The sequence below is a fragment of the Streptomyces sp. V3I8 genome, from assembly GCF_030817535.1.
Lineage (GTDB): Bacteria > Actinomycetota > Actinomycetes > Streptomycetales > Streptomycetaceae > Streptomyces.
Map to the genome: position 1 here is coordinate 1,372,572 of NZ_JAUSZL010000002.1, position 11,788 is coordinate 1,384,359.

Below are 11,788 nucleotides of genomic sequence, written 5' to 3' on the forward strand. Positions count from 1 at the left end.
TCCGAACGTTGCGATGCCCATCGTCAAGAGAGTCTGCCAGTTGAAGAGATGTCGCAGATCGGCGGGGAACTCGTCTCTGAGGGGAAGCCGGGCCTCGTGTCCTGTGCCGGTCTCAGAGCGTCTGTGATCGCTCGTCCGCGACCACGACGCCTGCGTCGAGCTGCGTCTGTACGCTGCGGGCGATCCGCAGTCCGTGACGGCGCAGTCCCGCGATGAACCGTGCGACGAGCGGATCGGTGTTGGCAGAGGTCACCGCCATCAACTGTCTGGTCCACCGCGGTGAGAACGGCCGGACCACGCCCGGAAAGCCCGCACTGATCGCACTCACCGGACAGACCGCAACGCCCAGTCCGGCGGCGGCGAGCTGAGGTGCCGTAGCAGTAACGGACGTCCGCATGACCGCCTCCGGGTGGACCCCGGCCCGGGCGAAGGACTGGTCGAGCCATGCGCCGAGGCGGTTGTGCGCCGTGTAGTGCACGAGTGGCGCGCCATCGAGGTCCTGGATCCGCACTGAGGCCTGCTGGGCCAATGAGTGGCCGGTGGGCGCAGCCAGGACGATCTCCTCCTCGGCGATGGCAGTAATCCGAAAACGGCCGGACGGGGGGTCCGGCAGCACGGCGACGTCAACGTCGTCGGACTCGACCAGCCTTAGTGCCTCGTCCATGACGGCGAGCTCATGCAGGGTGATGACCACATCCGGGTGACGCCGGCGCCAGTCGCGGAGCACCGGGGCGAGCAAGGCGACGGTAAGGCTTTGCGCGCAGCCGATCCGCAGCAACCCGCCCCCGGCTTCTCCCACCGCCCGAGCCGATCGAACAGCGGTGGTAGCCGCCTCGACCGCCCGTCGGGCGTCAGCGACCGCGGCCCGCCCCGCGGCGGTGAGCTTGACCCCCCGTGCCTCGCGACGCAGCAGGGTCGTGCGGGCCTCACGCTCCAGTGAGGCGATCTGGTGGGACACGGCCGGCTGCGAGGAGTGCAGCAGCAATGCGGCCTGAGTGATCGATCCGGTGTCCGCGACAGCAATGAGGCACTCCAGTGCGCGAAAAGAAGGCATCCAAAGACTCTATGCCAACCCCTCAAGGTATCAATCAGATGAGCTGTTGAGATCCCCGTGAACAACGGATGCGCCAATACCGAACGATCAGCCATACCCCTCACCGGCAGAGCATGCCCAACCGCTATCACGCACCAATTCGATAGTCGTCGTGACGGTCCTGGGCAGCGGGCTTGATGGCGGGCATACGTGCCTCGCGAACGCTCACCGCCACCGCGCTCCCCCGCAGACAGGCCCTGAACAATCAGACATCTGCCACAAGCACTTTCCATGATCGTGCAGTAGCGACGGAACTGTTCGTCAGTCAGGCGGCCAGCACTCCCGTGCCATGCGCGTTCCCTCCCAGGCCGTTCAGCGGATGCGAGGTTTCGCGAGCAGCGACTAGACGTGGGGCATACCCCTGTACAGCGGAGACCGTGGACCGGCCGGAGTGGCGTGCACCTGGTCGCCTCTTTACGGGTGGCGGTCTCAGGTCCCTGGACCCCGGACTGCGCCTGGTCGTACTGCAGACGATCCAGGCAGTGTCCGGCCGGGGACCGACCCGGTCGAACGTACCCCCTTTCAAAAACGCGGCGAGCTGCTTGCCCCGGCGGTCTCGCCGCGTCTGGCCCGCAGTCCCGCCTTGCGACCGGCAGAGCCTCTTTGCGGGGTCCGGCCGCACTGCGCCGGAAAAGAGTGTCTGCTGTTGGGGAGTGCCCGATCGTGTCGTGGGCACCCGGCCTGTTGGGTGAAGCAGTGGCCAGGTCCTCTCCTGGACGCGGCCGGCCGTTCTCCTGGTCCGGTCCCGCTTTTGAGCAGTCCACGCCTCAATGCCGCAGGAGGTACACCGTGAGCGATGAGGTCTCTGCCCTTCCCGACGTGATGTCTGTGCTGCTGAGCACCGACTCGCTCGAGGAGTTCCTCAAGATGCTTGCGGACAGTGCGCTGGCCATGGCAGCCGGCGCCGGCGGGGTGGGGATCACCTTGGAGCGGCACAAGCGGCCGCTGACGGTGGTCAGCAGCGGGGCGGGAGCGCCTGAGCTGGATGAGGCCCAGTACGGACAGGACGACGGACCGTGCCTGCAGGCGCTGCGCCAAGGCGAGGAGGTCCTGGTGGCGGACATGCTGGAAGAGCGGCGCTGGGGCCCTTACCCCGCGTATGCGGCTGCGTGCGGTACTCGTTCGTCGCTGTCGCTGCCGATCGCCGCGCACACCCACACCGCCGGCGCCCTGAATCTGTACTCACCCAAAGCATCCGCGTTCCCCAACATCGACCTCACCGGCCTTCGGAAACTGGCCGAGCAGGCGACCGGAGCGATCGCTCTGGCCCAGTGCATCGCCGACGCACAGCAGTACGCCACGGACCTGCAGCACGCCATGGAATCACGCACGGTGATCGACCAGGCCACCGGCGTGATCATGGGACAGCAGCGCTGCACCGCCGACGCAGCCTTCGCCCTCCTGCGCAAAGCCTCCCAGCACCGCAACATCAAACTCCGCGACCTCTGCCAGGAACTCATCACCAACATCGGCGGCGCCCCACCCGCCGACAGGCGCCCCCTACGCCCCCGCCCCTGACCCGCACACCCCCGCAGGCCATCACCACCCACGTCGGCGAACCCGCACCACCGGCACCTCACTCCCCCGCCGGCCTCGATCAGCGCGTGCAGCACGAAGAAGGAGCCGAGGTGCGATCGGCGAAGCACGAGCATCGACGAGAAGATCGCTGCCGTACAGCGGCGCGAAGCCGCACAGGCACGTGTCGGTGACATCGACACCAGCCAGTGGATCCGGACCGTACGGCGTCAGACCACACCCGCGCCCGGCGGACTGACCGACAAGGGCACCAAAGGCAAACGCGCCCGCAAGGTTCCCATCGTCGAGGAGATCCGTCCCCTCGTCGCCCAGCGCATCCTGTCCGCCGGCCCCGATCCCGATGCCCGCCTGTTCACCGGCCCGCGCGGCGGACGCATCTCCACCGCCGTCCTGCGCCACGCCACCCACTGGGACGACGTGGTCACCAAGCTCGGCTACGAGCACCTGCGCCGGCACGACCTCCGGCACACCGGACTGGCCTGGTTCGCCGACGCCGGAGTCCAGGTACACGTCCTCCGCAGGATCGCCGGCCACGGGTCACTGACCACCACCCAGCGCTACCTCCACCCGGACGTACACAAGATCACGGCCGCCGGCGCCCCACGCTCCCCGCCGAGCCCGATCGTCATGACCCGCTGACGCCGGTCAAGGACGCCGGTCCCCAACTGGTCCCCAAAAAAGACCAAGGGCCGGTTTCGGATTTCTCCGAAACCGGCCCTGACCTGCGACTGTCTCCAGTCGGGACGACAGGATTTGAACCTGCGACCCCTTGACCCCCAGTCAAGTGCGCTACCAAGCTGCGCCACGTCCCGATGCGCCTCGTCGCGGTGAACCGCGTGATCGCGCGAACAGAACCTTACCGCACGCCCGGGGCTGCTCCGAAGACGGCGCGGCAGGGGGACAATCGGTGCATGAGCAGCACTTCTGACGACGACAGCGGCAGCGGCGACGGGCGGGACCGGGACGCGGAGGGGCGGGCGCGCAACGCACGGCCGCGGGACGGGCTCGGGCGGCCCCTGCCGTACGGGACGGACGGGGTCGAGCGGCAGCCCGAAGGCGTGGTGCGCGCCCCCGAGGACACGGTCACCGAGGCGCAGGCGCTGCTGGCGGCGGGCAAGCCGTTCCACGCGCACGAGGTCTTCGAGGACGCCTGGAAGTCGGGCCCCGACGGGGAGCGCGCGCTGTGGCGGGGACTCGCCCAGCTCGCGGTGGGGCTCACGCACGCGGCCCGGGGCAATGCGACGGGCGGTGCGCGGCTGCTGCGGCGCGGGGCCGGCGCCGTCGAGGAGTGGGGCGCGCAGAGCGGGACGCCTCGCCCGTACGGACTGGCGCCGGCCGAACTCGCCTCCTGGGCCCGCGAGTTGGCGGAGCTCGTGGAGCGGGACCAGACGGCCGTGGACGCGCGGGAGTGGGCGCCGCGGTTGCGCGGCGGCGCGTAGACCTGCTCCCGGGCCGCTCCCGGGCCGCTTACGGTCCGCCGCCCGCGTCGCTCCCGGCCGCCCGGAGCAGGTGCGGTGACCGCGGCCGCGGTGCCGTGCGGCAGACTCGGGGCGTGCGAAAGATTCATGTCATCGGCATCGGTGCGGGCGACCCCGACCAACTGACCCTGCAGGCGGTCAAGGCGCTGAGGAGCACGGACGTGTTCTTCATCCTGGACAAGGGCGAGGTGAAGGCGGACCTGGTACAGCTGCGCCGGGACATCCTGGACGCGCACCTGCCGGACGGGGCGTACCGGACGGTGGAGGCGCGCGACCCGGAGCGCGACCGGGCCGCCGGGGGCGCGGGCTACTCCCCCGCCGTCGGGGACTGGCGCAGCGCCCGCGCCGACATCTACGCGCGGCTGATCGCCGAGGAGCTGGACGAGGACGGGACCGGGGCGTTCCTCGTCTGGGGCGACCCCTCGCTGTACGACAGCACGCTGGGCATCCTGGAGGAGATCCTCCGGAAGGGCGCCGTGGCCTTCGCCTACGACGTGGTGCCGGGCATCAGCAGCGTCTCGTCCCTGGTCGCCCGCCACCGCACCGGACTCAACCGCGTGGCACGGCCCGTGCAGATCACCACGGGCCGCCGGCTCGCCGAGGGGTTCCCGGAGGGCGTCGACGACGTGGTGGTCATGCTGGACGCCCACCAGACGTTCCGGCGGTACGCCGACTCCGGCGAGGACATCGACATCTACTGGGGCGCCTACCTGGGCACGCCGGACGAGATCCTCGCCTCCGGCCCGCTGGCGGAGACGGCACCCCGCATCGTCGAGCTGCGCGCGGAGGCCCGCGAACGCAAGGGCTGGATCATGGACACGTACCTGCTCCGCAGGCATCCCCGGGACCAGGACGCCCCCGGACCGGGCTGACCCGGGGCCCCACAGCACGGCGCAGGCCCCACAAGCCCCACAGACCCGGCAGACCCCGAAGGCACACGGCAGCGGCCCGCACCCCCGCGCGGACGGCCCCGCATGCACACCCCGCGGGCCGGTGTGAAGCTGACCGGTGTGACGACCATCGACACCGCCGGACCGCCCGCCGGACCGCCCGCCGCCGAAGCACCCGCCACGCAGTCTCCCGTGCTGGACAGGCGACGCCGCAACGTCGTCTTCGTGACGATCATGCTCGGCATGCTGCTGGCCGCGCTGGACCAGACGATCGTGGGCACGGCGCTGCCGACGATCGTGTCGGACCTCGGCGGCGCGGAGCACATGTCGTGGGTGGTCACCAGCTATCTGCTGGCGGAGACCGTCGCCACGGTGCTGGTCGGCAAGTTCGGTGACCTGTTCGGCCGCAAGATCGTCTTCCAGGTGTCGGCGATCATCTTCATCACCGGCTCGTTCCTGTGCGGCCTGGCCTCGAACATGCTGCTGCTGATCTCCTGGCGGGCCATGCAGGGCATCGGCGCGGGCGGTCTGATGGTCACCGCGATGGCCCTGATCGCCGACGTGATCCCCCTGCGCGAGCGCGGCAAGTACCAGGGGGCGATCGGCGCGGTGTTCGGCGTCGCCACCGTGATCGGCCCGCTGCTCGGCGGCCTCTTCACCGACCACCTCACCTGGCGCTGGGCGTTCTACGTCAACGTGCCCATCGCGATCCTCGTCGTGGTGGCCGCGGCCCGCACGATCCCGGTGGTGAAGTCGCCGTCCCGCCCGGTCATCGACTATCTCGGCATCGCGCTGGTCGCGATCGGCGCCAGCGCGCTGATCCTGGCGACGAGCTGGGGCGGCAACGAGTACGCCTGGGGCTCCCCCGTCGTCATCGGCCTCTTCGCCGGCGGTGTCGTGGCGCTGGCGGCGTTCTGCCTGGTCGAGACCCGGGCGGCCGAACCCATGCTGCCGATGCGGCTGTTCGGCAACCCCGTCTTCACGGTCTGCTCGATCCTCAGCTTCATCGTGGGCTTCGCCATGCTCGGCGCGATGACGTTCCTGCCGACGTACCTGCAGTACGTGGACGGCGACTCGGCCACGGTCTCCGGCGTACGCACCCTGCCGATGGTCGTCGGCCTGCTCATCGCCTCGGTGTTCAGCGGCAGCGTGGTCAGCAGGACCGGGCACTACCGGGTCTTCCCCGTCGTCGGCTCGCTGGTGATGGGCGTCGGTCTCTACCTGCTCTCCCTGATGGGCAGCGGCACCGGCATCTGGCTGTCCTCGCTGTACATGTTCGTGCTCGGCGCCGGGATCGGGCTGTGCATGCAGGTGCTCACCATCGCCGTGCAGAACACCGTCGAGTACACCGACCTGGGTACCGCGACGTCCGGCGTGACCTTCTTCCGTACGCTGGGCAGCTCCTTCGGCACCGCGGTCTTCGGCACGATCTACACCAACACGCTGAAGCCGAACCTGGCGGACGGGGTCGCCGAGGCGGCCCGGACCGGCGCCGCCGACCCCGCGGCCGTCACCAGGGCCGCGACCAGCCCGGAAGGGCTGCACAGCCTGCCGTCGGCGACCGCCGCGCCCCTCGTGAAGGCGTACGCGGAGACGCTGCAGACCGTCTTCCTGTGGACGGTGCCCGTCGCGCTGCTCGGTTTCCTGGTCTCGCTGTTCCTCAAGCAGGTGCAGCTGCGCGACAGCGCGCGGATGGGGTCCACCGACCTGGGCGAGGGTTTCGCGACCCCGTCGGCGGCCGACAGCCGGCAGCGCCTGGAGGCCACGGTGGGGAAGATCCTCGGCGGTACCGGGTCCGACACCCTGCGCCGGATCGTCATCGGGGCGGACACCCGGCTGGACGTCGCGGGGGCCTGGGCGGTGATGCAGGTCGAGCTGTTCACCCGGATGGTCGGTCACGCCGGTCTCACGCTGATCGCGGCCCGGCGGCACCTGCCCCCGGAGGTCCTGGTGCCGGTCTTCCAGCGCATGGTCGAGGAGGGCTACCTCACCCGCGAGGGCACGCTGTTCATGCACACCGAGGCCGGCGCGCGTGAGGCCCGTGTCATCGGCGAGGCCTGGGCCGGCTGGCTGGCGGACCGCGTCGAGAACGACCTCGGCCGCCCCTCGGGCGAGGAGCTCCGCGTCGCCGTCGACAGCATCGCCAAGCGGCTGCTGGTCGAGGACCTGTCCGACGGACCCGCGGCGGAGCCGCGCCCGAGAGCCCTGGCCGCGGCGGGCACCGACCGACGCTAGGGCGTTTCTTCAAGAAACGCCCTGGCCGCGGACCCGGGCCGCGGCGAGGACGCCGGGCGCGGCTGCGGCGGGGCGCGCCGTCAGCGCAGGAGCAGCTGCAGGCCGCCCAGTACCGTCGCCGCGATCACCAGTTGTTCGAACAGGCGCTGGTTGATGCGGTCCACCGCCCACTTGCCGAGGAGGGCGCCCGGGAGGACGAAGACGGCCAGGGCCGCGTCCAGGAGCAGCGAGTGACCGTCGATCAGACCCAGGCCGACGCTGAAGGGGACCTTGGAGACGTTGACGATCAGGAAGAAGAAGGCGGAGGTACCGAGGAAGCCGAGTTTGCGGAAGCCCGCGGACAGGAGGTACATCGACATCACCGGACCGCCCGCGTTGGCGACCATCGTGGTGAAGCCGCCCAGCACCCCGTACGAGCGTGCCTTGACGCGGCCGGTCCGGGTGGTCACCGCGTCGGGGTCGTTCTCCGCCTCGGCCTTCCGGCGGCGCCACACCGTGACCCCGGCCATCAGCAGCAGGATCGCGCCGATCGACGTACGCACCATCGCGTCGTCGGCCCGCATCAGGAACACCGTGCCGACGACCACGCCCGCGGCGACCGCGGGGAACAGCCTCCACAGCGTCGGCCAGTGCGCGTGCCGCCGGTAGGTGAGGACGGCGAGCACGTCCCCGACGATCAGGATCGGCAGGAGCACCCCCGTGGACGCCCGGGCCGGCAGCACCGCCGCGAAGATCGCGAGGCTGACGGTGTTGGCGCCGCTCACGGCGGTCTTGGAGAAGCCGACGAGCAGGGCCGCGGCGGCGAGGGCGGCGAACTCCCAGGGGGTCGTGTGCCAGAGCGTCATCGTGTCCATGCGGTGACCGATGCTATGTCCATCTGTCCGGTCATGGCACGGGTGTCTCACCGGACGGGCGGGCGCGGCGGGTGTTTCCGCCGGTCCGGGCCGGGCACTCGGGTGGGCGCGAATCGACGGACGGAAGGAACACCCGATGGCCGACGCCCTCGAGCTCGACGCGCTGTGGGAGGAGTTCCACCGCGTGGTGAACATGACCTCGCAGGAACTGGCCGCCTGGCTGCGGGTGAACGATGCGGCCGAGGAGTCGGTCCCGCCGCCCGAGCACAAGGGCACGCCGACCGGTGAGCATGTGCTGGCCCTGCTGCAGAAGCGGCGGATCGATCTCACCGACGACGACCTCGACGTGATGTACGAGGTCGTGGACACCGTCACGGCCGAGACGGACCCGGAGCACGTGCCGCAGGGCGCCGCGGAGGCGGCGGAGGCGCACCGGTCCGAGGACTCCGAGGCCGTGCAGGCCCGTCGCCGCAAGCGGCTGATGACGCTGGGCCACGACCCGTCCCGGGCGACCGCGTGAGCGACGGGTCCCGACGGATCCTCTCGGCTCTGATCGCCGGGCACGGCCGTACCTTCGCCGAGGAGGCGGGCATCCGGCTGCGGAACACCCCGCAGCCGCTGTACCGGACCCTGGTCATGTCCTGCCTGCTCAGTGCCCGGATCCGCGGCTCCGTCGCCCTCGCCACCACTCGCGCCCTGTACGAGGCCGGGCTGCGCGATCCCCGCCGCATGGCCCGGGCCCCGTGGCAGGAGCGGGTCGACGCGCTGGGCCGGGGCGGCTACCGGCGCTACGACGAGCGCACGGCGACCCAGCTCGGGGAGGGGGCCGAGCTGTTGCTGGACCGCTGGGGCGGGGATCCGCGCCGGATGCGGGAGGCGGCGGACGGCGACCTGGACGAGCTCCGGTCCCTGCTGCGGGAGCTGCCGGGGCTCGGCCCCGCCGGGGTGGACATCTTCCTGCGGGAGGTGCAGCAGGTGTGGCCCGAGGTCGCGCCCCACCTCGACGCGAAGGCCCTGCAGGGCGCGGCCCGGCTCGGTCTGCCCGAGGAGCCCGGCCGGCTGCTGGAACTCGCCGGGGACACCGGTCCGGCCGTGCTGGCGGCCGCGCTGGTGCGGGCGGCGCTGGACAGGTCCGTCGTGGACGACTGCCTGCGCCAGGCACACGGGACCGGGCCCGGCACTCGTCACTCAACTTAGCTTAGGCTAAGCTAAGTTCCTGAACGGGCTCGGACACCCACGCCACCAGGGAGGAGTCCGCCATGGTTCCGCCGGTCATCAACTCCTACGCCATGCCCGACCGTGCGGCGGTCCCCGCCTCCGCCCCGCCCTGGACGATCGACCCGGCGCGGGCGGCACTGCTGGTGCACGACATGCAGAACCACTTCGTCCATGCCTTCCCGCCGGACTGTTCCCCCGTCGTGGAGCTGATCGACAACATCGCGACCCTGCGCGAACTCGCGGGCACCCTCGGCATGCCGGTCGTCTTCAGCGCCGAACCCGCCGCGCGGCGCCCCGGCCCGGAGCCCGACGGGGACGCGGCGGTCGTGGCCCCGCTCACGCCCCGGGCGGGCGAACACCTGATGGTCAACGTCCGCCACAACGCGTTCCTGCGCAGCCATCTCGGCAGGCTGCTGCGCTCCGAGGGGCGCGACCAGCTGATCCTGTGCGGGGTGCGGGCGCACCTCGGCATCCTGCTCACGGCGGCGGACGCCTTCATGCACGACATCCAGCCGTTCGTCGTGGCCGACGCGGTCGCCGACTTCTCCGCCGAGGACCACTCCCTGGCACTGCGGTGGATCGCCCGGACCGGCGTCGTCTGCACCACCGACCAGCTGATCCGCCACCTGCTGCACGGCAGGGCGGCACGGAGCGGGTGAACGGCGAACGCGGCTACAGGGCGGCTCCCTCCGCCTCCAGGCCCTCCACGAAGGTCGCGACCACGTCGATGTCGCCGATGCGCGACACGTCGACACTCGTCGGGTCGTCGCCCAGGACGACCAGATCGGCCCGCTTGCCCGGCGTGAGGCTGCCCGCGCTGTCCTCCCAGTGGCAGGCGAAGGCGCCGGCCACGGTGTAGGCGCGCAGGGCCTCGTCCACGGTGATGCCCTCGTCCGGGCCGATGACCCGGCCCGACCGGGAGGCCCGCTCGACCATGAACTGGACGGCCCTGAGCGGCGATCCGTCGGCCACGGGCCGGTCGGAGCTGCCGACCAGCGTGATGCCGTGGTCGAGGAAACCCCTCCCCCGGTACAGCCAGGGCGCCCGCTCCTCCCCCATGACCGCCGCGTAGTCGTCGCCGAAGTACCGCAGGAAGTTCGGCTGGACCACGGCCGCCACACCCAGTCGCGCCATCCGGTCCAGCTGGTCGGGCCGCACGAGGCCCGCGTGCTCGATGCGGTGCCGGGCCGCGGGCCGGGGCCGCAGGCGCTGGGCCCGCTCCAGAGCGTCCAGGGCCACGTCGGCCGCGCGGTCGCCGATGGCGTGGACGGCGAGCTGCCAGCCCGCGAGGTGGCCGTCGACGATCGTGGCCGCGAGCACCTCGGGATCGTCCTGCAGCTGGCCCCCGTGGTCGAGCCCCTCGTACGGGCGGCTCAGGGCCGCGGTGCGGGCCATCATGCCGCCGTCGGTGAAGACCTTCAGCGCGCCGACGGAGAGCCGGTCGTCGCCGAACCCCGTGCGCAGACCGAGGTCGAGGCCGCGGGGGATGCCGTCGTCCTCGTGCGCGCCGACCGGGTGCAGTCGGTCCGCGGACACCATGAGCTGCACCCGGAGCGGTAACTTGGCCTGTTCGCGGGCAAGTTGGTACGCACCCAGTTCGACCGGGCTGTGGCCGAGCAGGGCGCCGCCGATGCCCGCCTCGGCGCATCCGGTGACGCCCTCGGCCAGACAGGTGCGGGCGGCGTGCCCGATCGCGTCCGCCAGTTCCTGCTGCGAGTGCGGCAGTCGCAGTGCCCGGGCGGCCCCCATGGCGCCCTCGGCGAGAAAGCCCTCCCCGTCCCGGAGTTCGGCGGGCAGCAGGTCCAGGACGGCGGAGTTGACCAGGCAGCCGTGCCCGGAGTCGTGCATCAGGAACACCTTGCGTCCCGCGCTGACCCGGTCCAGCTCGGCGGCGGTCAGATGGCGGCCGAGACCCCGCTGGTCGTACCCCGCGAGGTGGGCCCAGCCTCCTTCCGGTGCGCGTGCCACCGCCTCGGCGACCGCGGCCAGGACGTCCTCGGCCGACCGGCAGGGTGCCACGGTGGGCGTGCCCGCCTTGAGGCCGGTCCAGGCCAGGTGCACATGGCTGTCGATGAACCCGGGCAGCACGGTGGCGCCCTGGAGGTCCACCGTCCTGCGGGCGGGCAGGGCGGCCACCTCCTCGTCCAGGCCCACGATCCGGCCCCGCCAGACGCCCAGTTCGCGGGCGGCGGGGCGGTCCGGGTCCATGGTGAGGATGCGGCCGTTCGTCAGTCTCGTGGTGAGCATCGACGGAGCCTCAGCCGGTCTGTTCCGCCGTCATCCGCTCCACCAGGCTCCTGGGGCGCAGGTCGGTCCAGGTGACCTCGATGTGGTCCAGGCACTCCTGGCGGGGGGCCGGGCCGTGCACGACGGTCCAGCCGGCCGGCACGTCCACGAAGTCGGGCCACAGGCTGTACTGGCCCTCGTCGTTGACGAGCACCGAGTAGGTGCCTTCGGGGTTCTCGAACGGGTTGGTGCTCATCG

11 protein-coding genes, 1 tRNA gene and 1 pseudogene are annotated in these 11,788 nt (G+C 71.5%); 8 read left to right on the plus strand and 5 right to left on the minus strand.

The features are described from left to right. Positions 1 to 112: 112 nt before the first annotated feature. Positions 113 to 1,054: a LysR family transcriptional regulator gene (locus tag QFZ75_RS06125; RefSeq protein ID WP_307534485.1), complete on the minus strand. Its 942-nt coding sequence runs from the start codon at positions 1,052 to 1,054 to the stop codon at positions 113 to 115. An 861-nt stretch (positions 1,055 to 1,915) separates the two neighbouring features. Here QFZ75_RS06125 and QFZ75_RS06130 point away from each other — a divergent pair. Further along, positions 1,916 to 2,611 (plus strand): GAF and ANTAR domain-containing protein, encoded by a 696-nt coding sequence (locus QFZ75_RS06130; protein WP_307544231.1) that lies wholly within the window; start codon positions 1,916 to 1,918, stop codon positions 2,609 to 2,611. A 165-nt stretch (positions 2,612 to 2,776) separates the two neighbouring features. Beyond that, positions 2,777 to 3,268: pseudogene (locus QFZ75_RS06135) on the plus strand (tyrosine-type recombinase/integrase); the annotation flags it as partial. A gap of 99 nt (positions 3,269 to 3,367) precedes the next feature. Here QFZ75_RS06135 and QFZ75_RS06140 read toward each other — a convergent pair. After that, a tRNA-Pro gene (locus QFZ75_RS06140) sits at positions 3,368 to 3,441 on the minus strand. Between the two features lie 99 nt (positions 3,442 to 3,540). Between QFZ75_RS06140 and QFZ75_RS06145 the strand changes: the two genes are divergently transcribed. From QFZ75_RS06145 to QFZ75_RS06155, 3 genes are all read left to right on the plus strand, one after another. Beyond that, positions 3,541 to 4,068: a DUF309 domain-containing protein gene (locus QFZ75_RS06145; RefSeq protein ID WP_307534487.1), complete on the plus strand. Its 528-nt coding sequence runs from the start codon at positions 3,541 to 3,543 to the stop codon at positions 4,066 to 4,068. 113 nt (positions 4,069 to 4,181) lie between these two features. Beyond that, positions 4,182 to 4,979 carry a precorrin-6A synthase (deacetylating) gene (cobF, locus tag QFZ75_RS06150; RefSeq protein WP_307534489.1) on the plus strand — a complete coding sequence of 266 codons (798 nt, stop codon included), beginning with the start codon at positions 4,182 to 4,184 and terminating at the stop codon, positions 4,977 to 4,979. A gap of 252 nt (positions 4,980 to 5,231) precedes the next feature. After that, positions 5,232 to 7,232: an MDR family MFS transporter gene (locus QFZ75_RS06155; RefSeq protein ID WP_373466027.1), complete on the plus strand. Its 2,001-nt coding sequence runs from the start codon at positions 5,232 to 5,234 to the stop codon at positions 7,230 to 7,232. 80 nt (positions 7,233 to 7,312) lie between these two features. Here QFZ75_RS06155 and QFZ75_RS06160 read toward each other — a convergent pair whose 3' ends face one another. Beyond that, the gene (locus QFZ75_RS06160; RefSeq protein ID WP_307534491.1) at positions 7,313 to 8,086 is read right to left on the minus strand and encodes a sulfite exporter TauE/SafE family protein; all 774 of its coding nucleotides are present in this window, start codon (positions 8,084 to 8,086) and stop codon (positions 7,313 to 7,315) included. A gap of 136 nt (positions 8,087 to 8,222) precedes the next feature. Between QFZ75_RS06160 and QFZ75_RS06165 the strand changes: the two genes are divergently transcribed. The 3 genes from QFZ75_RS06165 (at position 8,223) to QFZ75_RS06175 (ending at position 9,963) form a co-directional block, all read left to right on the plus strand. After that, entirely contained in the window at positions 8,223 to 8,606 is a 384-nt protein-coding gene (locus tag QFZ75_RS06165) for a DUF3140 domain-containing protein (RefSeq protein WP_307534493.1), read from the plus strand. After that, entirely contained in the window at positions 8,603 to 9,283 is a 681-nt protein-coding gene (locus QFZ75_RS06170; RefSeq protein WP_307534495.1) for an endonuclease, read from the plus strand. The genes QFZ75_RS06165 and QFZ75_RS06170 overlap by 4 nt, the downstream gene beginning before the upstream one ends. Before the next feature lie 62 nt (positions 9,284 to 9,345). Continuing rightward, positions 9,346 to 9,963: an isochorismatase family protein gene (locus tag QFZ75_RS06175; protein ID WP_307534496.1), complete on the plus strand. Its 618-nt coding sequence runs from the start codon at positions 9,346 to 9,348 to the stop codon at positions 9,961 to 9,963. Positions 9,964 to 9,976: 13 nt separating this feature from the next. On the opposite strand, the gene QFZ75_RS06180 is transcribed toward QFZ75_RS06175, so the two are convergent. Further along, positions 9,977 to 11,551 (minus strand): amidohydrolase, encoded by a 1,575-nt coding sequence (locus QFZ75_RS06180; protein WP_307534498.1) that lies wholly within the window; start codon positions 11,549 to 11,551, stop codon positions 9,977 to 9,979. A 10-nt stretch (positions 11,552 to 11,561) separates the two neighbouring features. Then, on the minus strand, positions 11,562 to 11,786 hold the full coding sequence (locus QFZ75_RS06185; RefSeq protein ID WP_307534500.1) for an MbtH family protein: 225 nt from the start codon (positions 11,784 to 11,786) through the stop codon (positions 11,562 to 11,564). Between the last annotated feature and the right edge of the window lie 2 nt (positions 11,787 to 11,788).